The organism is Prochlorococcus marinus XMU1411, assembly GCF_017696075.1.
Lineage (GTDB): Bacteria > Cyanobacteriota > Cyanobacteriia > PCC-6307 > Cyanobiaceae > Prochlorococcus_A > Prochlorococcus_A marinus_V.
In genome coordinates this window covers 1-20388 of record NZ_JAAORI010000004.1, presented here as the reverse complement: position 1 = coordinate 20388, position 20388 = coordinate 1, and the positions used below count along the sequence as shown (strand labels likewise).

The 20388-nt window shown below is 32.4% G+C and carries 30 protein-coding genes, 1 tRNA gene and 1 pseudogene; 17 read left to right on the top strand and 15 right to left on the bottom strand.

All coding sequences use genetic code 11. The features are described 5' to 3' along the window. The first annotated feature begins 258 nt into the window (after positions 1–258). Positions 259–567, top strand: a complete 309-nt coding sequence (locus tag HA145_RS06155) for a hypothetical protein (protein ID WP_209106613.1) — start codon at positions 259–261, stop codon at positions 565–567. Between the two features lie 371 nt (positions 568–938). Here the strand turns inward: HA145_RS06155 and HA145_RS06150 are convergent, their stop codons facing one another. Further along, positions 939–1154, bottom strand: coding sequence for a hypothetical protein (locus HA145_RS06150; protein WP_209128342.1), 216 nt, complete (start codon positions 1152–1154; stop codon positions 939–941). A gap of 313 nt (positions 1155–1467) precedes the next feature. Here HA145_RS06150 and HA145_RS06145 point away from each other — a divergent pair, with 313 nt between their 5' ends. Further along, on the top strand, positions 1468–2067 hold the full coding sequence (locus HA145_RS06145; RefSeq protein ID WP_209128341.1) for an outer membrane beta-barrel protein: 600 nt from the start codon (positions 1468–1470) through the stop codon (positions 2065–2067). Between the two features lie 179 nt (positions 2068–2246). Here HA145_RS06145 and HA145_RS06140 read toward each other — a convergent pair whose 3' ends face one another. From HA145_RS06140 to HA145_RS06130, 3 genes are all read right to left on the bottom strand, one after another. Then, positions 2247–3239, bottom strand: coding sequence for a hypothetical protein (locus HA145_RS06140; protein ID WP_209128340.1), 993 nt, complete (start codon positions 3237–3239; stop codon positions 2247–2249). A 297-nt stretch (positions 3240–3536) separates the two neighbouring features. Beyond that, entirely contained in the window at positions 3537–3695 is a 159-nt protein-coding gene (locus HA145_RS06135; protein ID WP_209128339.1) for a hypothetical protein, read from the bottom strand. Between the two features lie 71 nt (positions 3696–3766). Then, on the bottom strand, positions 3767–3937 hold the full coding sequence (locus HA145_RS06130; RefSeq protein ID WP_209128338.1) for a hypothetical protein: 171 nt from the start codon (positions 3935–3937) through the stop codon (positions 3767–3769). Positions 3938–4234: 297 nt separating this feature from the next. Here HA145_RS06130 and HA145_RS06125 point away from each other — a divergent pair, with 297 nt between their 5' ends. Together HA145_RS06125 and pstS are read left to right on the top strand one after the other, a co-directional pair. Continuing rightward, the gene (locus tag HA145_RS06125) at positions 4235–4405 is read left to right on the top strand and encodes a hypothetical protein (protein WP_209128337.1); all 171 of its coding nucleotides are present in this window, start codon (positions 4235–4237) and stop codon (positions 4403–4405) included. Between the two features lie 577 nt (positions 4406–4982). After that, positions 4983–5954, top strand: coding sequence for a phosphate ABC transporter substrate-binding protein PstS (gene pstS, locus HA145_RS06120; RefSeq protein WP_209128336.1), 972 nt, complete (start codon positions 4983–4985; stop codon positions 5952–5954). Here the strand turns inward: pstS and arsJ are convergent. Next, positions 5922–7178, bottom strand: a complete 1257-nt coding sequence (gene arsJ / locus HA145_RS06115; protein ID WP_209128335.1) for an organoarsenical effux MFS transporter ArsJ — start codon at positions 7176–7178, stop codon at positions 5922–5924. The genes pstS and arsJ overlap by 33 nt on opposite strands. A 5-nt stretch (positions 7179–7183) precedes the next feature. Further along, positions 7184–8212: an ArsJ-associated glyceraldehyde-3-phosphate dehydrogenase gene (locus tag HA145_RS06110; RefSeq protein ID WP_042850620.1), complete on the bottom strand. Its 1029-nt coding sequence runs from the start codon at positions 8210–8212 to the stop codon at positions 7184–7186. Positions 8213–8327: 115 nt separating this feature from the next. Here HA145_RS06110 and HA145_RS06105 point away from each other — a divergent pair, with 115 nt between their 5' ends. Then, positions 8328–8645 (top strand): ArsR/SmtB family transcription factor, encoded by a 318-nt coding sequence (locus HA145_RS06105; protein WP_042850619.1) that lies wholly within the window; start codon positions 8328–8330, stop codon positions 8643–8645. Positions 8646–9366: 721 nt separating this feature from the next. Here HA145_RS06105 and HA145_RS06100 read toward each other — a convergent pair. The 7 genes from HA145_RS06100 to HA145_RS06070 form a co-directional block, all read right to left on the bottom strand. Beyond that, a complete protein-coding gene (locus tag HA145_RS06100) occupies positions 9367–9579 on the bottom strand; it encodes a DUF3721 domain-containing protein (RefSeq protein ID WP_245151818.1) in 213 nt (70 codons plus the stop codon). Between the two features lie 297 nt (positions 9580–9876). Beyond that, positions 9877–10104, bottom strand: coding sequence for a M protein (locus tag HA145_RS06095; protein ID WP_209116504.1), 228 nt, complete (start codon positions 10102–10104; stop codon positions 9877–9879). Further along, positions 10105–10365: a chlorophyll a/b-binding protein gene (locus HA145_RS06090; protein WP_209128334.1), complete on the bottom strand. Its 261-nt coding sequence runs from the start codon at positions 10363–10365 to the stop codon at positions 10105–10107. It lies immediately after the preceding gene. After that, the gene (locus tag HA145_RS06085) at positions 10365–10574 is read right to left on the bottom strand and encodes a high light inducible protein (RefSeq protein ID WP_025948082.1); all 210 of its coding nucleotides are present in this window, start codon (positions 10572–10574) and stop codon (positions 10365–10367) included. The genes HA145_RS06090 and HA145_RS06085 overlap by 1 nt, the downstream gene beginning before the upstream one ends. 385 nt (positions 10575–10959) lie before the next feature. After that, the gene (locus HA145_RS06080; RefSeq protein WP_209117971.1) at positions 10960–11682 is read right to left on the bottom strand and encodes a phosphoesterase; all 723 of its coding nucleotides are present in this window, start codon (positions 11680–11682) and stop codon (positions 10960–10962) included. Further along, positions 11679–12494 carry a metallophosphoesterase family protein gene (locus HA145_RS06075; protein ID WP_209128333.1) on the bottom strand — a complete coding sequence of 272 codons (816 nt, stop codon included), beginning with the start codon at positions 12492–12494 and terminating at the stop codon, positions 11679–11681. The genes HA145_RS06080 and HA145_RS06075 overlap by 4 nt, the downstream gene beginning before the upstream one ends. A 6-nt stretch (positions 12495–12500) precedes the next feature. After that, positions 12501–13283 carry a GTP-binding protein gene (locus HA145_RS06070; protein WP_209117969.1) on the bottom strand — a complete coding sequence of 261 codons (783 nt, stop codon included), beginning with the start codon at positions 13281–13283 and terminating at the stop codon, positions 12501–12503. A 194-nt stretch (positions 13284–13477) separates the two neighbouring features. Between HA145_RS06070 and HA145_RS06065 the strand changes: the two genes are divergently transcribed. The 10 genes from HA145_RS06065 (at position 13478) to HA145_RS06020 (ending at position 18328) form a co-directional block, all read left to right on the top strand. Next, complete coding sequence (locus HA145_RS06065; RefSeq protein ID WP_209128332.1) at positions 13478–13810, top strand: AIR synthase; 333 nt, start codon at positions 13478–13480, stop codon at positions 13808–13810. 413 nt (positions 13811–14223) lie between these two features. Beyond that, on the top strand, positions 14224–14505 hold the full coding sequence (locus HA145_RS06060; RefSeq protein ID WP_209128331.1) for a hypothetical protein: 282 nt from the start codon (positions 14224–14226) through the stop codon (positions 14503–14505). After that, the gene (locus tag HA145_RS06055; RefSeq protein WP_209128330.1) at positions 14502–14882 is read left to right on the top strand and encodes a hypothetical protein; all 381 of its coding nucleotides are present in this window, start codon (positions 14502–14504) and stop codon (positions 14880–14882) included. Before HA145_RS06060 ends, HA145_RS06055 begins: the two co-directional genes overlap by 4 nt. After that, entirely contained in the window at positions 14882–15271 is a 390-nt protein-coding gene (locus HA145_RS06050; RefSeq protein ID WP_209128329.1) for a hypothetical protein, read from the top strand. The genes HA145_RS06055 and HA145_RS06050 overlap by 1 nt, the downstream gene beginning before the upstream one ends. Positions 15272–15294: 23 nt before the next feature. Further along, on the top strand, positions 15295–15879 hold the full coding sequence (locus HA145_RS06045; protein ID WP_209128328.1) for a hypothetical protein: 585 nt from the start codon (positions 15295–15297) through the stop codon (positions 15877–15879). 348 nt (positions 15880–16227) lie between these two features. Continuing rightward, entirely contained in the window at positions 16228–16533 is a 306-nt protein-coding gene (locus HA145_RS06040) for a hypothetical protein (RefSeq protein WP_209128327.1), read from the top strand. Continuing rightward, positions 16530–16730: a hypothetical protein gene (locus HA145_RS06035; RefSeq protein ID WP_209128326.1), complete on the top strand. Its 201-nt coding sequence runs from the start codon at positions 16530–16532 to the stop codon at positions 16728–16730. Before HA145_RS06040 ends, HA145_RS06035 begins: the two co-directional genes overlap by 4 nt. Next, positions 16727–17161, top strand: a complete 435-nt coding sequence (locus HA145_RS06030) for a hypothetical protein (RefSeq protein ID WP_209128325.1) — start codon at positions 16727–16729, stop codon at positions 17159–17161. The genes HA145_RS06035 and HA145_RS06030 overlap by 4 nt, the downstream gene beginning before the upstream one ends. A gap of 2 nt (positions 17162–17163) precedes the next feature. Beyond that, positions 17164–17481, top strand: coding sequence for a hypothetical protein (locus HA145_RS06025; RefSeq protein ID WP_209128324.1), 318 nt, complete (start codon positions 17164–17166; stop codon positions 17479–17481). Between the two features lie 469 nt (positions 17482–17950). Next, a complete protein-coding gene (locus tag HA145_RS06020) occupies positions 17951–18328 on the top strand; it encodes a DsrE family protein (protein ID WP_209128323.1) in 378 nt (125 codons plus the stop codon). Between the two features lie 76 nt (positions 18329–18404). On the opposite strand, the gene HA145_RS06015 is transcribed toward HA145_RS06020, so the two are convergent. Continuing rightward, the gene (locus tag HA145_RS06015; RefSeq protein WP_209128322.1) at positions 18405–18692 is read right to left on the bottom strand and encodes a hypothetical protein; all 288 of its coding nucleotides are present in this window, start codon (positions 18690–18692) and stop codon (positions 18405–18407) included. A 235-nt stretch (positions 18693–18927) separates the two neighbouring features. Further along, positions 18928–19001 (bottom strand) — tRNA-Pro (locus HA145_RS06010). A gap of 619 nt (positions 19002–19620) precedes the next feature. On the opposite strand from HA145_RS06010, the gene HA145_RS06005 reads away from it, so the two are divergent. Continuing rightward, complete coding sequence (locus HA145_RS06005; protein WP_209128321.1) at positions 19621–19791, top strand: hypothetical protein; 171 nt, start codon at positions 19621–19623, stop codon at positions 19789–19791. 144 nt (positions 19792–19935) lie between these two features. Then, positions 19936–20310, top strand: a pseudogene (locus tag HA145_RS06000) (porin); the annotation flags it as partial. Positions 20311–20388 lie beyond the last annotated feature (78 nt).

Here is a 20388-nt window from a genome sequence, read left to right as displayed (position 1 = left end):
GTTAAGTAAACCAAGAAAAGTTGATTTTCTTGAATCTTTAAAAAATAATAAATTTTTTAGAGAACCTTATATATTTATTGATTGTGCATAAGTTATTCAAATCATCTTAAGTAGCAGATATTACCAAATAAGTTTGTGTATTTTGAAATGAATATTTTTGCGTACGAAAACACCCTAAAACAAACTTTTTCTTGAAATAAAGATTGACAAGACATTCATAAAAAAAACTTCTATAAAACATTAACTTCTTTTATGATTATGTTTCTAACAAACAAGACTCGTTTAAAAATTAAGGATATCGTTAAGAGGATTTCAATAGATGAGCCAGTCTCATTGGAGGAAAGGATTTATGTGGAAAAGTTTGCAAAACATAATTCAACTATATGGACATGGTTAAAGAAAGCTAACAGCTTAAGAAGATATGGGAAACAAAATTCAGATGGAATAAATGGACTGATCCAATCACTTGGACTTGATGGTTTAGAAACTGAAAGTCATTTTGATCCTAAAAATGATGATATTGCTGATTGGTTTAGTGGGTCTCCTGATTGGGTAAGAAGAAGCTAATTAATACTTATAATAAATTGATTCCTTCTACAGCTAACGAAAAATATTAGGTAAAGTACCTATCCTAGTTATTTATTTAAAGGTTATTATTTTTAGCAAATAACACTATTTAAAAATGATTAAACTTACTATAGTTTCTTACTAATAGTCTTTGCTAATTATATAGTTGCTGTTCATTGGGCTAAATATAAATAAATTAAATAAAAAATTTAATTATTAATTGGGTATTAAACAAGAAACCCTCCCAGAAATTCCAACTACTGAAAGGGTTATTAAATTGACTCGCAACTATATTGAATCAATCTATGTCTTGCAGCAAACGCAGAGTGTGCTGATGAGGTTTGGCCTCAATTAATTTATAGCAAAAATTTTTAAACTCCCGCTACTTTTCGTTCCGCTTCTCGTTTTTTTAGAATCAAATAAGCTTGTGAAGCCCATTTTCTAGAAATATCAAATTCACCATCTAACTTCTCTTTAAGTAATTTGCCAATTTTAAATACTTCTACGAAGCCTAGATAAGTTATTACCAGCACCTTAGTTATGTTTACTGCAACAGATGCTATCTTTTCAATTCTTTGATCTTGCATTTGAACTTATTCAAGTCCACTAAAATTAACAGAGTTAGGAAATTATGCAAACACTTCAATATTTAGACAAAAAAAGGATCGACAGAAATCCCTTGATAGTTGCGCCATAAGTCTGGCATAACCAAATACCAAACTTTCTTCTAAAGTTATGCCAAATATTTTGGAGAATATAACTTTTGGGTGTAACTTTTTTTGTGTTCAATTTATTATTAACATTGTATAAAGCGAGTTGTTCTATCTTTAAATACTGACATGTAAGATAATTTCTTGTAAATCCATTGTATAAGTATTGGCAAAATAATTAAATTTGATTATGAAAAAATTAAAAAAGTTAATTTCAGCTACTTTCACTGGATTATCTTTATTAAGTGCTCCAATATATGCGAATGAATATTCAACTAAAGGGTCATACTTAACAGGAAGTATCGGTGGTAGTCAAATAGGAGATATTGATGTATCAGGAGTAAGTTCCGATATTGAATTTGAAACGGGCTTAGGTCTGGATTTAGGCTATGGATATGATTTTGGTAAAGTTCGTGTCGAAGGGACCTGGGTTAGAGGACAATCCGATAAGACTTCATGGCTTGGATACACTGTTAAAGCTGATTCGACAATCGATTCTATTATGGGTTCGGTTTATTACGATTTTAGAGAAGACAAACAATGGAGTCCATTTATTGGAGCGTCTTTAGGAGCTACTAATGTTGACTTTGATGGTGCTTCTGATTCGGGATCCTCTTACGGGATTGGTTATGGTGTAAGTTATAAAACATCCGATCAAGTAGAAGTTTTTTTCAAGGGTCAAACAATTGTAATACCAGAACTTACCTTTGCTACTGTTAATAACTCAACAGTCATAATAAATAATGGAAACTATTCAAATGGAACAATAGGATTAAGAGTTAGATTTTGATTATTAGAGTCGGGTCGACAGGATTCGAACCTGCGACCTAGTGCTCCTAAAGCACTTAAGCACATATTGCAAGAACTAGTGGTTCCAGGCTATGTCTGAATTCTTTCTTAGTTCTGCCCAGTTTAATTAGAAAAATCAAGCAATATTTTTCAACTATTTGTCCACTTCGAAAAATTTATTTAGCATCTCCATTGTCTTGCATTTACGCCGGCTTCTTCGTTTCCTAGCTTTCTGGAAACTTTCCAATCTTTACATGCTTTTTTCCAATCTTTTGTTATCCAACTGTAGGCATTACCTCTATACAAATGAAGTTCTGCAAGTGTGATCATATCAAAATCCCTTTCGATTTCGTATTTTTCAGATTCTTCTTGGCTTGGAGCAATAGCGATTGCATTTGTGTAATGATTTATCGAATCTTTTAAATATTTCTTAGCACCATTTCGGTCACCATTATTTTTGTAAGCGATATATAAAATGTCAAAATTTGCATCGCCTAGATAGGAGTGAGCTTCATATGTAACACCTAAGGGGAACAATCTTTTTATTATTAAATTCTTTTCAGGGTTTTTATCTGAAATTACTTTTTCAAAACTTGTTATTGAACTTTTTGCATTGCTAATAGCTAAATCATTTTTATTTTTATCTATTAATACGTAAGCATAATCAAGAAGTATATTCCCTCTCGCGAGATTCACATAGGTATCTTGCGGAGATAATTTATAGGCTTTCTCAATATCTTTTTTTGCTTGTGAGGCGTTCCCTAATTCCCAGTACAAGTGATCTGCTCTAAGAGCATAAGCTATGGCATATTGATCATCTATTTCGATAGCTTTATTAAAATCTTCCATGGCCTTTTCATTCTCCATCAAGTCGTAGCTATAAATGATTCCTCTAGCTAAATAAGCTTCTTTGGATGAATTATTATCTTTAATAAAAGAATTAATCTTTTTCATTGCAGAGGACGTGTCACCTGCTTCAAAGAAAATTAAGGCCTCATCATATTTAGAACTTACCGGAGAACTATTTTTATTTGTTGGACCAGACATACTTTCAACGCAACCTTTAAAGTCAGCGGCTTTCATGCAAATCTCAGCAACTTTAGGATCAATATTTGCTTGAATAGATGTGGGTAATGCAATAAAAGCTAAGAGTGGAAAGATTATTTTTTTCACTTTTTTAAGATTTAAATTTTTTGAAATTATATATTAACTTGAAATTTACAACTGTAATTTCTTAACAAATTAAAATTTGAAAACACTTTTAATAAGAAGTTCAAATACTTAAATACTTAATCTCTTCGATGATGAATTTAATGGATACAAAATAATTATTTTAATTTCTATTTGTTAGTTAAAGCAATTATTCCCCTCTAACTCCTCCATATATTCAGCAATGCATGGCATAGATATGCAAATAATCGCTAAATAATTCCTGAGCTGAAACCTAGTGCTACAAGGGAGTAATTTTTATCAAATAATGCAATAAGGGTTACTCAAAGATTTTCCGCAAAATAATCTATTGCGTTTATTTTCTTCTAATGATTTTGAATAAATATTAGCTGTGAGAATTGCTCCGAAATTTATTAAAACCACAGTTAATACAAGTAGCTCTATAGCAAGGTTGGTCATAAGATTACCCTCCTTAAATTTATAAAAAAACTCTATAACGAAATAATCAATATTGAATAGAGTTTAAATTCTTATTTTTGGGAATCTAAATCATCTGACAAGGATTCCCAATCACAACTGTCTACACATTCTTCTAAAGTTTTTTCAGAAGAACTTTTAAGTTCGCAACTACGGAGACAATCATAAAACGCATACTTAGGATCTAATTCGTTTTTGAATTGTTTATTCCTGAAAGTATTCATAATTAAACTCCTTTTGTTTTTTTCTCGAGTTGATTAATTAATTTGTCTAACCAAAGAGTGTTATCGATCTTCTTGGTATTTTTGAAGTATTTTGTTTTGTAAGTACTCATGAAGTTAAACCTCAATCAGTGGAACTAAATTAGATGCAATGATTTAAATTTCCTAGAGCAAAAATACTCTTTATTAGAAAAGTGAAATATAAAAAATAGATTAATTGGTTTTTTTTCTTAAGTATTTGGACTCTTGATTTTAAAAGTAAGTGATACTAAATAACTACTAGATCAAAGGAGGTTAATTATGGCTTGCGGAAATCCTATTAAACATAAGTTCCAAAATGCTTTTAATTCTTTTATTTATGCGATTTCATTTGAAAGAAAATTAAGTGATGACCAAATGGAATGTATGCAGTTTGGTATATGTCATTATTCTCCAAAACAAGTAGAGGAAGTACCTTTTTTTCATTACTAAATAGTTTTGATTAAAAGCGATTGAGGTGGCAAGGTTATGCAAGGTGTAGCAAATAATCGCTATATAATTGCTAATTCTTATATTTCTTATAGTTGGCAATGAAAAGAGAGTCTCGAAAAAAATCTTTTGTATGAATTGGTTTTTAAATGGTCGGGGCGACAGGATACGAACCTGCGACCTAGTGCTCCCAAAGCACCCGCCCTCCAATTTGAGACAGTGGGTTAAATAAACAAGTCAGGCTATAGCTTGTTAGTTGCTATATCTACAAAATTACGAGTCTTAAAAATAGGCCAAAGTTATACAAAATTATCCTTAGATATACAATTAATCGCTAAATAATCGCTAAACAAAGACCTAGTGCTTTAGGAGCTGTAAAATATCATTGATTGACAGTCGATCGAACATAGAGGGATAAAACCCTCTTTTTTATGCAAGTAATAAGCGTTTAAAAAGAGCGAACAGGTCGTATATATCAATAATTATTGATTATATCAAAATATTTTGATGTATTTCTTAATCTTTGTATTTCGCTTTTTGTTTGATGCTATAAATAAATTGTCTTCAATCTAAGTGGCTAATGAGTATTTTCAAAAAAACTCTCATTTTATCTTCTGCAATTTCATTAATGCTTTCTCCATCTGCGATTGCTTCAAAAAGATTGAGTGGTGCTGGTGCATCATTCCCTTCGAAGATTTATACTAGGTGGTTTTTTGACTTAGCTAAATCTGGAGGCCCTAGAGTTAATTATCAAGCAGTAGGTTCTGGATCTGGAAGAAAAGCTTTCATAGATGAAACTGTTAATTTTGGAGCCTCTGACGATCCAATGAAAGATTCTGATATAAAAAAAGTTACTAGAGGACTTGTTCAAATACCGATGGTAGGTGGAACAATTGCGTTTGGATATAACTACGATTGCGACTTGAAACTAACACAAGAACAAGCTGTTCAAGTAGCAATGGGAATGATTAAAAATTGGAAGGAATTAGGATGTAAGTCAGGTAAATTAACTTGGGCCCATCGTTCTGATGGCTCAGGCACGACTAAAGCTTTTACAAATTCTATGGAGGCTTTCTCTAAAACCTGGAATCTAGGTACTGGTAAATCTGTTAAATGGCCTTCGGGAGTTGGAGCAAAAGGGAATTCTGGTGTTGCAGGTGTTATTCAAAACACTCCTGGCGCAATCGGTTATGTAAACCAGTCATATATTAAAGGCAATGTTAAAGCTGCTGCACTTCAAAACCTATCTGGTGAATTCGTTACCCCTAATACTGAATCAGGCGCGATAGCTTTAAATGGAATAACTCTTGATAAGAACTTGGCTGGTAAAAATCCAAACCCCATTGCTAAAGGAGCTTATCCAATAGCAACCTTAACTTGGATACTTGCTTATGAAACAGGCAATGGAAGGAATACTAAGGCAATTCAAGATACATTCTATAAATTGCTCAGCGATGAATACCAAGATAAAGCTCCTGCCTTGGGTTTCGTTCCCTTGAAAGGTGAAATTTTAAAAAAATCAATTGAAGCTGTTGGAAGAATAGGAAGGTAGTTTAGAACTAGTAAGCCAAGCAATAAAAATCAAAATAGATGAAGTATATAAACAATACTGCATACCAATAGTGGCATTTTTACCGAGCATAAATAATAAGCCCGATAGTAGGGTTCCAAATAATCTTCCTGCTGCATTAGCCATATAGTAATAACCAACATTTAAACTTACTTTCTCATTATCTGAATAAGCCAAAATCAAGTAGGAATGAGTAGATGAATTCATTGCAAAAATAAAGCCGAATATTATTAATCCAATAACAATTACAGGACCTAATGATTTATCACCGTTTAATGCTCCTGCAATAAATAAAGGAATAACCGTCAAGATAAGTCCCCAAAATTGAACGGTAGTTTTTGTTGGGCTATTATTTTTCCCCCATACTTTTCTTAGTAATGGAGCTAATACTTGAAAGAAACCATAGATTATTATCCATCCACCCAAGAACAGCCCTATTTCTAAATAATCCCATCCAAAAGAAATGTCTAAAAATACTGGAAGAGCTACTACAAACCAGACATCTCTTGCACCAAATAAGAAAAACCTTGCACTTGAAAGAATATTAATACCTTTAGACTTTGAATAAAGGTCTTTAAAAATTGGCTTTCTTTTCATTTTCCCTGAATCTTTAGGAAGACATAAAGTTAAAAAGAATGCGAAGCATAGACCTAAACCCATTATTCCAACTGCATTATTAAAGCCCAATAGCTTGTATAAGAGACCCCCTAGGAAGAAACCAACACCCTTAAGTGCATTTTTAGATCCTGTTAAAATTGAAACCCACTTAAATAATTGTTTTTGACTATTTTGATTATTCTCTTCTGAATCTGGAACTATTGATTTAACGGCACTTTTTGCACTCATTTTATTTAAATCTTTTGCTACCCCACTAAGTGCTTGGGCTAACATAACGTATGAGACGCTAAAGATTATTGACCAATTCTCTTTGACTGGAATCAGCATGAAAAGAGCAAGAATTTGCAGAATCGTTCCTATCCATAAAGTAAGTCTCAACCCATATCTTGCCCCTATCCATCCTCCAAAAAGATTTGTAATTATTCCAAAAAATTCATAGAAAAGAAAAAGTAAAGCAATTTGCAGAGTTGAATAACCAAGTTCATGAAAATGACCAACAACTAGTATTCTCAATGCACCGTCAGTAAGAGTAAATGCCCAATAGTTTGCGGTAACGACACTATATTGTTGAAGGCTAGATAACTTCATAAAAACTAAAATTTATTTTCTTTCTCAATTACATAAGAAGTAAGATCTGCAAGCCTGCAACTATAACCCCATTCATTGTCATACCAGGCATAAATCTTTAATAAATTAGAATTTACAACCATCGTTGAAAGCCCATCAATTATTGAACTTCTACAGTCATTTAAGTAATCAGCGGATACTAAGGGTCTCTCCTCGTATCCAAGAATACCTTTTAAGTATGTTTCAGATGCTTTTTTAAATTCATTATTTACTTGCTCTTCAGTTACTTCCTTATTTAATTCAAAAACTATATCGGTTAATGAGGCGTTTAGAAGTGGAACCCTTACTGCATGACCATTTAGTTTTCCTTCTAATTCAGGGAAAATTTCAGCAATCGCATTAGCTGATCCAGTTGTAGTAGGTATTAAGCTTTGCATGCATCCTCTTGCTCTTCTTAAGTCACTTTTGTAAAAATCTACTGGAGATTGTGTATTTGTAACGTCATGAATAGTTGTTATAACCCCATGTTTAATTGAGAAATTTTCATTAACAACTTTTACGATGGGAGCCAAGCAATTTGTAGTACAGGATGCTGCTGTAATTAATTTATGTTTTTCAGGTTTATAAAGGGCTTGATTAATTCCATAAACAATATTAAGTGCTTGTTCCCCTCCCACAATTCCTTTCACAGGACAAGCAACTATTACTTTTTTTATTCCAAGAGAATCAAAGTATGGATTTAATTCTTTAGGAGCTTTGTTTTTACCTGTACATTCTAAAACAAGATCAACCGAAGATTTATTCCATGGAACATCAAGATAGTTCTTTATTGATGTAAAGGAAATTTTTTTATCTTCAATTATTATTTCGTTGTCATTCGAAGCTATTTTTTTATTCCATTTACCATGAACAGAATCAAACTCTAGTAAATGAGATGCAGTTAAAGAATCCCCATTAATTTCATTTATATGAGTTATTTCAATATCTTTTCTTTCCCATAAAATTCTTAAAACTAACCTGCCAATTCTTCCAAATCCGTTAATTCCAATTTTCATAGAAATATCAAATCTAATATAATATATATCAAAAATAATTGATATATCAATAATTCTTGATATGTGTAATTAAATTTTTTAGGTTAGTATTTAAAAAGTTAATGATCTTTTGATTTTGTTAGAACAACTTAAAAAGATTGATAGTGATCAATTTATTGGGATAATGGAGTCCCTCTCAGATCCGATTAGAATAAATATTCTTGAATTAATGATGGGTGGAGAGATATGTGTTTGCGACATAGTTAAAGTAACTGGATTATCTCAATCTAAAATTTCCTATCATATAAAAATCCTTAAGGATTCAGGTCTTATCTCTGATAGACAAGAAGGTAGATGGGTTTACTACAAATTAGATTTGGAAGTATTATCAGATATTAAAAATTGGATGGGTAATTTAATTCAGTCATCATCAAGCAAAAGGTCTTGTGAATAAATGGTTTTTAACCTATTTAGGTTTTTTACTCATTACATATAAATAATTTTTAAATTGAAAATTAATTCTCAGGGTTGGAGTTTAATTTTCAGTATTGGTACTTTATTGATTATTTTATTTATTTAGAGGTTTAATAAACCTAGTGATGGTTAGCGATTAACTGGACAAAGTTATACAAGGCTATACAAATAATCGCTATTTAATCGCTATTTAAATTATTGAGACTTCTGAGAAATAAAAAAGCGAGTTGGGAGACTCGCTAGTATGACTTGGTTTTTAAATGGTCGGGGCGACAGGATTCGAACCTGCGACCTAGTGCTCCCAAAGCACTCGACGCCCACAAGCCAGCATTACGTTCTCGAGCTATTTCTAATATCTTGCTCATTAGTGCGTTATTTCTCCTGACAAATAAACCCTCCTATGACATAAATATGACATAATTTCTTTGATTGACAGTCGATCTAAACTATCGAGCAATTAGCTACATTTTTTTAGATAAAGTACCTATCCTTAATTTTTTATTTAAAGGTTATTATTTTCAGCAAATAACACTTTTAAAAAATGATGAAACTTGCTATCGTTTTCTTACCAATTGTCTTTGCAGTTATATGGATGCTGTTTATTGGGTTAAGAATAAATAAAAGAGATGAAAATAGAAAATTAATTAATTACTAATTGATTGACAGTCGATCTAACATAGAGAAATAAAACCCTATTTTTTTTAATGGTCATGTTTGTGCATTCTGCATGGCATCCATTTATCACCCATTTGATGAGCGCCTTCACATTCAAATTTATAGGCCTCTTTTTCTGCCTCTTCTTTCGTATTAAATAACATTGGCATTTTCATTTCTTTTTCTACTGGTTTATTTGAACATCCGAATATAAGAATTGATATCGAAAGAAAAGGAATAAGAGAAATAATGTGTTTCAAAATTAGTTTAAATCAATGCAGCTTAGTATTTAACATCTTTGGAAATATTTAAAAACTTAAATTCTTTACATATATATATCGATTGACAGTCAATTTATTATAGAGGGATAAAACCCTCTTTTTTAATGCGTAAATTATTAATACCTTGTAAGTATTGAATAGAGTTTAAATTCTTATTTTTGGGAGTCTAAATCTTTCTTAGTTAGTTGCTTTTTTCCCCTTAGCGATCATTACTACTGGTACTAAGAGATAAGTAAAGAAAGAGATTAAGAAAATGTCAATGTTCATTGGTTTTTACTATAAATTTTTTAAATCTTGCTCTATTTTTTCAAGTTTTTTGTTTAGTTCTGTTTTCTCCTTCAATAGAGCTTTTTTCTTTAACTGAAGTTCTTTGTTAAATGGAGAATTGAAGTACTTTTTGTAAGCGAGAAAAAATACAGCTAGTGCTACAACAATCCCTATCGCGCCAATTATGAGTATGGGCGAAGATGGAAAATCGTAGAATGGTACAGAGAGTAAAAGCATTTAAACGAAACCAGGAATTATTTGACCTGTTGTTAAGTAAGCTCCAACAGCAGCAATTAATCCAAGCATTGCGAATCTGCCATTAAGAGTTTCTGCAACAACTTTTTCTTTTTCGATTGTTTTTACTTTAGGGTTTGAATTTGTCATTGGATTTGAAGTTAGATAGTTTAAATTTTCGTTTTGAAATTGCTTGGTTAGATAAGCAACGAGGATAGCTGTTAAGAATACGATTACAGCTAGAAAGCCTGAAAGAGGCGACATTAAAAAATACCAGGAATTATTTGACCTGTAGTTACATAAGCTCCCAAAAGTGCAACCAAACCAATCATTGCCCATCGTCCATTAACTTTTTCTGCGTTTTGAGGATATCCATCATAAGAAACAGATTGATCAACATAAGGACGAGGCTCAGTTGGAAAAATATTTTGCCTTCCGCCTGATTCCGTAGTGATGTATGAAGAATTAGTCATTAGTTAAAGAATTTAATTGTTAACAAACGTAACATTCTTATTAACTAATGTAAAGAAAAAGGTTTAAAATATGTGTATTTCGGTACTTTTAAGGCAATCTTGATACAGATCCGTAACAGTTAGTTATTTATTTTTATAGTTGAAGCTAATAATTAAGAGATCATGGAGACAAGAAAAAGCTTCCCGGATTCGAACCTGCGACCTAGTGCTCCCAAAGCACTCGATCAGCAAAATGCGACAGCACCCATGAGAACGAAGTGAGGCTATGACTTTAGTTTGAAATATTTGTTATCAAAATGAGTCTCAAGAATTGTCTTATATGCAGCAAAGTGTTGCAAAGTTAAGCATTTGATCGCCCGAGGATCGCCCGCTTGCGACCTAGTGTTTAAAAATGTAATCCAAATCCATTTTTTTTCTTTACTGATTGATATCCAGCCCTTACGAATTGAGTATTATCAGTCCCTACATCATAGAGAGTATAATTTTTGCCTGCTCCAACACCAATGACAGCTTTTTGAGGAACCTTCTGCTCCTTCTTATGATTTCCGGTTAAATCGTGTACTTCCGAATTAAGAATCCCCTCTGTTAATTCCAAATGAAATTGTTGTGTACTTCTCGCAGTAAATAATCTGTTTACTTGAAGACGTGTAAGTCTATCCAGGAGTGTTAATGGCGGGGTATCTAATGTTAAATCGTCGCCAACATCTTTTGAGCTCCCGTGAATTAAACCACAATCAAGTTCAACAAATCCAAATTGAAGTGCTGCTATCCAATCAAGAAATGATTTATCAACAGCATTTATTAGAGATTTGACCACTTCTTCACCTTTATTTATTCTCAAAGCCTCAGCTCTTTGATTGCCACGGTAACCACTTTCTAAGAGGATTTGTTCTTCCCACCAACCATATATGCACCATGGTTGTAAATCATTACTTTTTGGATTAATTAATCTGTGTAGAAGTTTATTACAGTTTTTTTCAGGGCCTATCATATCCCCCAAAACAAAGAGGGTTATGTTCCCAGGAGTTTTTTTTAAATCTTTTTGAATAAGTTCATAAGTATCTAGATCCCCTTTTAACCCACTTATAAGTGCCCAGCGTTCTATCATCTTTCACAAACATGAGAAGCATCTTCAGCTCGTTCGGCAAATTCAAATCCGTTTTTTAAACGCCATGCAAAAATCGGAGGAAGACCAGCATTTATTATTGCTTTGCAGGTAAGTTCGATATCATATTCAACTTCTCTAATTTTTACGTCATTAGTGATGTCGTTATAAACCACATAAGTAGCTTTAGTTCCTCCATGCCGTGGCTCTCCCACTGAACCTGCATTTACTATTCTTCGCATCGGCAAATTCATTTCTTTCTTTTGAATATCTTTCGAACCACTGTTTTTGACCTTTACGGCAATTGAACCATTTGCTAGTTCACGTATATAAGGTTGATGAGTATGTCCACAAAATAGAATCTCGGCTTTGGCATTTTCAACTCTCTCAAGAGCTGCGAATGCATCCATATCGGGCAGCAGATATTCATGTTGACTATTAGGTCTACCATGAACAAAAAGACATTTATCTTTACGAATTGAGTAGGGTAAATTAGCTAAAAAATCCTTATTTTCTTTTGTTAATTTTTCCGTAGTCCATTGATGAGCGAAATGACCTCTCCTTTCAGCGATCTGAGAAGGGTAACTACAATCGCAGGCATCTAATCCATCAACTACATCTTCGTCCCAACAACCCTGACAAGTGGCAATTTTTTTCTCTTTGATTAACTCAATAACCTCATTAGGTTGAGGACCATAACCTACTAAATCTCCAAGGCAGGTAATATTCGTAATCCCTTGTAATTCAATATCTTTTAATACGGCTTCTACTGCAGGTAGATTTGCATGTAAACATGAAATAACAGCTTGATTCATTTTTAATTAATTTCGAGAAGTTTGTAATTGTGAATTTCTAAGTGTGGCTTGATGATGCTCTAGAACAGCATCACTAAGAAGGCAATTATTGATAGTTGATTTTATTAATTGGAAGTTTAAGTTTTTCCCCTGTATGACAATTTCAGAGTGTCTTTCTGGTCTTCCATTAAGAGGAGCAACTTGATTTAAGGTTTGATATTGAGAACCTTTCTGAGTCAATATCCAGTTAAACAAGATATAACGACCATCTGGTAAGTTCATTAATGCTTTTGCTCTATATACGTCTCCATAAGCACCGTTCACTAATTCGAACCAAAAAGTATTTAAACTTGCAGGATCCCAAATATTTTTTTTGAGGTCAATACTACATGATTCAATTGCTTTAAAATCTAAAGTATCCTTTATTGGTAATTCTAGATCTCTGCCAAAATGCAAATATTTATTTGGTTGAAGATTATTTATTTCAAGCTCTTTTATAACTCTCAAATCAATACCACTAATACCCTGAAATTTAGGTATGAAAAATTGAGGAAATTCAATAATAATCAAAATATTCTCTTTCTCTACCTCTAAGGGCAATTTTGAACTTGACAAATCTAATAAATTAGGAATTTGATCTTTCAAAAAAGCAAAATCAATTTTTGAATTTATTGCTTGCTCTAAATTAATTTCTGAATATCCGCCAAGACGTACATAACCACAATTTCCAGAGTGATTCTTAAAAGTATTTAGTATCCAACTTGTCTTACCGCATCCTGGAGGCCCTGATATTATCCAAGTTTGACTCATAAAAAACTACCTGATGTATAAAATTTACACCAAAATGAAAATGAAAATCATTTTTGTTTGTGTTTTTAGATATTTCTTATGAGAGGAAATAAAAAAAATCAGAGAAATTACGCAGCTAATAAAGTGAGAACATTATGGAATGCTTGTTATTGAATTAAAAAATAATTAATCTATGTACTAAGTGTATTTAAAAATTGAGTTCTTTAACTATTACCAAGGCTGCTTCAAATGAATTGCTCAGGCAATCAATTTATCGTGGTACACCTGGAGAAATATTCCTATATTTGCAACCTGATATTCTTGATGATGGATGGATGTTTCTGAGAGTTAATACCTGGGAAAAATCAGGAATTCCGATTGCAAGAACTGATGGCTTAACTGTCTACGCTCCAGAATCTCAAAAAAGTTTACTAGATGAACTATCACTTGATCATTATCAGGATTTATCCGGAGGAGGATTCTTGATTAGTACTCCAAAAGGCGCGACAAAAAGTTCTTGTGGTTCGGGTTTTAAATTTAATAAATAAAAACCTATTTAAAATGAAAAAATGATTATTTTGAAAGACTATTAACTCGCAAGGGTAGATCTTAATTTTTAGTATTGGAGCAATGGTCTGTTTAATATTGCTTATTTAGTTGTTTTAGCGGGCGATGCAGTATGCAAAGCTATGCAAGGTATAGCAAATGATCGCCCAGGGATCGCCCAAGGACTATTTAAGAATCGTGAGAAGTCAATCGGGGCGACAGGATTCGAACCTGCGACCTAGTGCTCCCAAAGCACCCGCAGAAACAAGGCTATAACTGAGACTTATTTTGATATCAGGGCTTTTAGAGAAAAAAGTGTAGCCTAATTCGGACTATTTAGTCCTGATTTGCGTGAGTTTTGCGTGAGATTTATTTGACAATAGATCTAAAATAAGGGTCAATTAGCTCCTTTCTTATGCCAAAAAAAGATTGGAAAAAAGTTTTTAATTTAAATACTTATGAATGGTGGAGAAATCATAGAAGAGTAGTTACTTTTGGTGGTTTTTTAATTTTGTTTGCTTGGTACTTAAGTCCAGTTATACAAGAAGCAAAGTATAAAAATAAATGTATAAGAAACTTAACTGAAGAATTTACTGTAAATCCCGCTTATGGTGATGATGGAGAAAGCAAAATAACACTTAAACAAGTTGCCGAAGCCAACGCTTACAGATTTTGTAATCACTTAGGATACGAATGAAACGTTTATTACTTGCACCATTGTTTTTAGGCTTAATTCCTTCAGCTAATGCAGGTATTTATTATCATCCCTTCTATCAAAATGGTGTAGAAATTCGATGTGATGATGAAGAACCAAGACATGCAATTTTTTTTAAAAATGGAAGAGCGATGTTATTTGAAGATGATGGTGATGAAAAATATAAATTTCCAAAAAGTTTTCTATGGCCTGAAAAAATTGATAAGCGATATTCGTACTTTCCAAGTACTGCGGGCACTCATTGCAGTTCAAGAGAACTTACTAAAAAAGAAAGAGAATTTTATATAAAAAAAGCAAAAGACGTTTGTTACTCAGGTAGCTTTGAAACAAGGATTAAACGTTGCTATGGGTGGAACTAATGAAAAACTTACTATTTGCAATAATATTATTTTCTAGTCCTGTATTAGCAGAAAAATATACGATTTATACGACTGAAAGACCGCCAAGTTCTTGGTCAGGAATAATTGATTCAGAAGGATATTTTTATTGGTTCACTAATTCAGCCGATAGTGCATCTGCTGACGGATGTGATATTAGATCCAATGGTTGTTGGATAAAGACCAACGTAAAAGCAGAAATAATAAATAAAGATATCATCAAAGTTAATAGATATGGGACAGAAAGATATTACTGTTCAGAAGAGCATATACAGGCAGTAAACAAAGCTAACCCTATAGCTACATATTCTCGATACAGCTCTTGGGATCATGGATATGGAAAATGTACTAAAGATGGTTGGGTAAGATAACTTAAAAGATGAACGATTTATAAATGAAACGCTTACTTCTGTTAACTATTCTATTTCTATTTGATTCACAAGTAATTGCTGAGTTAGTAAGAGATCCAAAAATTTTATGTTTAAAAAGTCAGACTGCTTATGATGTTAGCTTCAGAGCATCTAATAAAAGTATTTATTATTCTATGAATGTTTGGCTTCCTGCCGCTAAGGAAGAACAAAAAAAATTTGAAGCTAGAGGAGAAAAACTTTGGGATTGGTCTGTAGTTGATGAACCCTATAAATCTATACGAAAAGAACATAGAAGATTAAACGCAATTAGTAGAGAAAAAAGGGATGCTTACGCAAGAACTTTAGTTCCAATATTAGAGCTAGCTGGTTATGAAAAACCTAAGTTTTATCTTTGGTATTACACCGCTGGTATGGAGGAAGTTAGGAGCAAACATAATATTATTGATTTAAACAAAGTCGAAGAGTTTGGTATTGGGCAAGATTATTATGGTCATGGTGAAAGTGGCGCAGATACAAGGGATGAATTATGCAGACTTTATGGATATGAGTTTAAGGATAGATATGGTGATGAAGAATTTAAAAGAAAATATAAATTAAAAGACTGGTAGAACTGCGATTGCTTTTGTAAATAAGAAATTAGAGAATTTAGTCGCTCTCATATTACTTTTGCGTGAGTTTTGCGTGAAGCAATAATTTGCGTGAATTAGGTATTAGCTGAGACTTACTGCTATAACTGATCGGGGCGACAGGATTCGAACCTGCGACCTAGTGCTCCCAAAGCACTTGCACCAACAAGGCTATTACTGAGACTTACAGCTATAACAGTCCGTTTAGAGAAACAAGTATGGACTAGTTCGGACTAATGTCTTGGATTTTGGGCACTTTTTGGGCACATAGTCTATTTAGTTTTTTATTGACAGTCGATCTAAAATAAGGGGCAATTAGCTCCTTTTTTTTTGAGACCTTTACTACTTATTATTGGTTTTATTTTAGGAATACCTTTTTTCCTACCTTTTTCTAATTACATTTATGTTGGAATAATTTTCTTTAATTTACGTTTCTTTTCGTGGTGGGTTATTGCTTTACTAGCTTTTTGGGCTTACGTAACTTTTACTGGTAGTGATGGGGTTAAAGACAGCCTGAATGAGGAGTTAGCTAAAAAGGGTCTTTCAACAACCTTAGGTATAAACACAATAGTTTTTCATTTATTGCGAATGCCATTACCAATAGCAGCAATATACGCTATTAAAAAAGCTCTATGAAAATTCTTTTTGGAATCATCATAGGATTTGCAGGGATTTGGTGGTTTTTCCCTACAAAAGATGATATTTGCCAAAGACTTTATGATGGAAGATATACAGAAGAACAAGCGACAGCAAAGTGGAGAATGAGGGGTGGAAGATATGGAAGTGGATCTGGATTGATCGGAACTTGTAGATATAAAGGGTACTTAAAATGAAACGCTTACTACTCCCACTACTAGCAGCTTTCGCTTTACCTGCTGCTGTGGAAGCAAATTGGTTTGGTAAATACAATTCAAAAGCTGAAGCTTTGGAAGCTTGTAATAAATGGAAGAATGATCTAATTAGTTACTCCTCTATTGATTCTTCTAATAAAAATAAAAAGTATTCAAAGTTAAAAAAACAATATGAAAAAATTAAAGACTCTACTTTTTTCATGGACAATGAAAAAAAACGATTAGCAAAAAGAAATTTAGAATCTATTGAACAAATTAAATTTAAGAGATATTGCACAGAAGAAAGGGAAACTAGGCAAATATTGGGTTATGGTGTCAAAGCCATAAAAAACGATATTATTTATTATTCATCTGATCTTTTATATGATAAAAAATTCAGTAATTTTAGGATTCTTAAATACTTTAAGTACTGATTTTGAATAGTTCAATACAAAAAGCTCTTTTATTTGTGATTGCTTTAAGCACTTCTATAATTGCTGTTCAATTAATTCCAATATCAAGAAAAGCTTATTTGTATAACTTATGTAGGGATTACGTATTATCTCAAGAGCAGTCTTATGCCCTAATAAGCAAAGATTCAGGAGAAGAAAAAAATCTAGAAAAGGCCATTAATAAATTAAATAGAAATATCAAAAAATTAAAATTGGAATTAGAAAAAGAGTTGAATTTATATCCACCACTTGAATCGCAAGAACAACCAGCAGCTTTTTGCCAAAGAATAGGTATTAAATAAAATGCTTACTACTTGCATAAAAAAAGTGGCGACAGAAAACCCCTAGAAAGTTACGCCATAAGTCGGGCAGAACCAAATACCAAACTTCCTTCTAAAGTTATGCTAATTATTCTGGGGAAATAACTTTTGGGCACTTTTTGGGCACTCTACTTTTTAGGGTAAATATATTATTAGCTGAGACTTACTGCTATAACTGATCGGGGCGACAGGATTCGAACCTGCGACCTAGTGCTCCCAAAGCACTTAACAGCTCTAGTGCAGCACTAGGCTTTCAAGCTATGACTATTTTTTTGCTTAGTTCTGTGTAGTTTGTCCTGAGAATTTAAGCAACATTTGTCCACTATTTGTCCACTTTTTCAGAATCATGTGCAGCCCTAGCTTTTTTTTATGCAAGTAGTAATCGTTTCACAAAAAAACAGCTAATGATAATAGATTTTATTTAAGATAAAAAAAATTTAGGGAGTATAAAATGTCTATCATTACCGACAATACAGTGTTAGTTCATATTTACAGCGGTTTAGAATCCAAAAATAAAGTAACTTTAGGTTTATTGGTTGCCCTTACTGCAGAAAAAAACGATCATAAAGTAACTCTTTTTCTAGCAGGGGACGGAGTACAAATATTAGATTGCAAAAAAGCTGGTGAAATAGTTGGTCAAGGTACTGGAGATTTATACGAACATCTTCAAAATTTGAAGAAATCAAAAGTTACCATATATGTTTCAGGTATGTCTGCTAAATCTAGGGGTTACGATGAGAAGCTTCTAGATGGTTATTCAGCAGAGTTTGTAATGCCCGATGTCCTAGTTGAAGAATCAATTAAAGCGGATAGCGTACTTTGCTATTAAAAAAGGAGCTAACTGCTCCCCAATTTAGATCGACTGTCAATGGCTGGAAGAAAACATCTATATTTAATAGTTATTTTTATGCAGCATCATATTCTTCATCTTCAAGCTCTCTCATAAATCTTTTATCTAATAAGTAATTGTCTATAAGCTCTGCTGCCATCACTATCTCAGCAGTATTTTTAGATAGTTCTTGTGGATCTTTGTCTAATAAGTAATTGTCTATAAGCTCTAGATTGTACTCGTTTTCGTTAATTGGTTTATCGCTGTCTAATAGCTTTCTTATTTGCGTAAATACAAGCTCTTGATCGTATCCACTTTCTCTAATTTCTTTCAACATTTCTTCTGGAATTTGCATAATCGTCAACCCCTATGCGAATGTTTTTTAGAGGAAAATAAGCCTAAATAAGCCAGTAATAGAGCTATTTAGAGAAAATTAGAGCCTATACACGCATATTTACGAAGATATAAGAAAAAAGCAAGAAAATTATCGTTAAGCAGAATTGAAGTTGTCCACTATCTGTCCACTTAAGGCGTGGACAAAAATTTCCAAAAAAAAGCGAGTCTGGGAAACTCGCTAGTATGACTTGGATTTGATTGAGTCGGGGCGACAGGATTCGAACCTGCGACCTAGTGCTCCCAAAGCACCCGCGCTACCAAGCTGCGCCACGCCCCGCTTATAAGATCTTAGTTCATAGGAGACATCTATAAAAGAGTAAATTGCTAAAAATTTTATAAAAAAATTTATTTATCCATAAACAAGTTCTTTTTCAATAAATTTCTTTCTTAATTCTTTAAATTTAATTTTGCAAATTTTTCCAAATTTTAAATTTCAAGGTATGAATAATTTCGAGCAAATTATTTGGATAGAATTTAAAAAAAAATCAAATTGTGAGTAGTTTTCTCGAAAAAATTAAAATAGTAATATTGTGGATTAATTGATAAAAAAAATTAAAGTGTATTTTTGAAATTAAATAAGGCCCATTGATCCTGCAGTAAATCCAATAATTAGAAAAAAAGTAAATTCAGTTAAATCTCTAGGAAGAGAATTGACGATAAGTTTAAGTTGAGTCATTTGACCTTGTGCTCCTCAGGTTTATATTTCGGGAAATCTAACTTAAAAAATTTTAAGTTGAGACAAATTTATATATATTTTTCTTTTTTCTAAAGAATTTAGAAAAATTTTATTTTTAAACGGTTTCTCTTGTTTTAAATTAGTTTTTGTACATAATATGTGAATATTTGTAGAAAAACTTTCATGAATGCTATATTTTAGGAAAAGTTTTAATTTATAGATGGATTATAAAAAGAAATCACTAAATAAACTCAGTTGTAGCGCGAGTTATGAAGAAATAGATACTAGATTGGCTTCTGGTTGGTACGTAGATTCTTTAGGAAATAGTAAAAGAAAAAAGTATAAAACAAAAGAGGTTCCTTTTACGATTTCTAAAAAACAAAAAAACTAAAATTTGTTTGTTAAAATACAAAAATTAAAACGTTCAGATATTAAACTGGCACATTATTTTAAAAAAAGTAGCCTATAACACTTGATTTTTATTGCGAAATTACACTATTTTAAGGTGTACTTTAAATTTCGTGTGAGGAAATTTATGAAGCTTTTCAAAAGCTTGCTTGTAGCTCCTGCAACATTAGGCTTACTAGCCCCAATGTCTGCTACAGCAAATGAAATTACTATTAGTGATTTCACTCCAGCAGAACAGCTTGCTATAACTAACAGCCGTGTAGATGGCTTAGAAGCGAGATTAAACAACATTGAAGCTGGAAGTTTCTCTGAAACAACAACTGCATCATTCTCTGCTGATATGGCAATCGGTGCTATTGATGGCCAAGGTTTAACTATATCTACAACTGATGGTCAGGAAGCTACCAGTGTTATCTATGGTTTCCAAATTGATCTAAACACTAGTTTCACTGGTGAAGATTCATTAGATATTTCAATTGATGCTGGTAATGCTACTTCTACAACATTTAGAGGTATATCTGTAGAGTCAATAACTCCTCTTAGAGGTAAAAGGTATTTTGGTACTATCTCTTTAATTGAA

Coding starts and splice junctions, on each gene's coding strand:
- HA145_RS06155 (WP_209106613.1), top strand. CDS start 259: ATGTTTCTAACAAACAAGACTCGTTTAAAAATTAAGGATATCGTTAAG.
- HA145_RS06150 (WP_209128342.1), bottom strand. CDS start 1,154: ATGCAAGATCAAAGAATTGAAAAGATAGCATCTGTTGCAGTAAACATA.
- HA145_RS06145 (WP_209128341.1), top strand. CDS start 1,468: ATGAAAAAATTAAAAAAGTTAATTTCAGCTACTTTCACTGGATTATCT.
- HA145_RS06135 (WP_209128339.1), bottom strand. CDS start 3,695: ATGACCAACCTTGCTATAGAGCTACTTGTATTAACTGTGGTTTTAATA.
- HA145_RS06130 (WP_209128338.1), bottom strand. CDS start 3,937: ATGAATACTTTCAGGAATAAACAATTCAAAAACGAATTAGATCCTAAG.
- HA145_RS06125 (WP_209128337.1), top strand. CDS start 4,235: ATGGCTTGCGGAAATCCTATTAAACATAAGTTCCAAAATGCTTTTAAT.
- pstS (WP_209128336.1), top strand. CDS start 4,983: ATGAGTATTTTCAAAAAAACTCTCATTTTATCTTCTGCAATTTCATTA.
- arsJ (WP_209128335.1), bottom strand. CDS start 7,178: ATGAAGTTATCTAGCCTTCAACAATATAGTGTCGTTACCGCAAACTAT.
- HA145_RS06110 (WP_042850620.1), bottom strand. CDS start 8,212: ATGAAAATTGGAATTAACGGATTTGGAAGAATTGGCAGGTTAGTTTTA.
- HA145_RS06095 (WP_209116504.1), bottom strand. CDS start 10,104: ATGCTTTTACTCTCTGTACCATTCTACGATTTTCCATCTTCGCCCATA.
- HA145_RS06090 (WP_209128334.1), bottom strand. CDS start 10,365: ATGTCGCCTCTTTCAGGCTTTCTAGCTGTAATCGTATTCTTAACAGCT.
- HA145_RS06085 (WP_025948082.1), bottom strand. CDS start 10,574: ATGACTAATTCTTCATACATCACTACGGAATCAGGCGGAAGGCAAAAT.
- HA145_RS06080 (WP_209117971.1), bottom strand. CDS start 11,682: ATGATAGAACGCTGGGCACTTATAAGTGGGTTAAAAGGGGATCTAGAT.
- HA145_RS06075 (WP_209128333.1), bottom strand. CDS start 12,494: ATGAATCAAGCTGTTATTTCATGTTTACATGCAAATCTACCTGCAGTA.
- HA145_RS06070 (WP_209117969.1), bottom strand. CDS start 13,283: ATGAGTCAAACTTGGATAATATCAGGGCCTCCAGGATGCGGTAAGACA.
- HA145_RS06060 (WP_209128331.1), top strand. CDS start 14,224: ATGCCAAAAAAAGATTGGAAAAAAGTTTTTAATTTAAATACTTATGAA.
- HA145_RS06055 (WP_209128330.1), top strand. CDS start 14,502: ATGAAACGTTTATTACTTGCACCATTGTTTTTAGGCTTAATTCCTTCA.
- HA145_RS06050 (WP_209128329.1), top strand. CDS start 14,882: ATGAAAAACTTACTATTTGCAATAATATTATTTTCTAGTCCTGTATTA.
- HA145_RS06045 (WP_209128328.1), top strand. CDS start 15,295: ATGAAACGCTTACTTCTGTTAACTATTCTATTTCTATTTGATTCACAA.
- HA145_RS06035 (WP_209128326.1), top strand. CDS start 16,530: ATGAAAATTCTTTTTGGAATCATCATAGGATTTGCAGGGATTTGGTGG.
- HA145_RS06030 (WP_209128325.1), top strand. CDS start 16,727: ATGAAACGCTTACTACTCCCACTACTAGCAGCTTTCGCTTTACCTGCT.
- HA145_RS06020 (WP_209128323.1), top strand. CDS start 17,951: ATGTCTATCATTACCGACAATACAGTGTTAGTTCATATTTACAGCGGT.
- HA145_RS06005 (WP_209128321.1), top strand. CDS start 19,621: ATGGATTATAAAAAGAAATCACTAAATAAACTCAGTTGTAGCGCGAGT.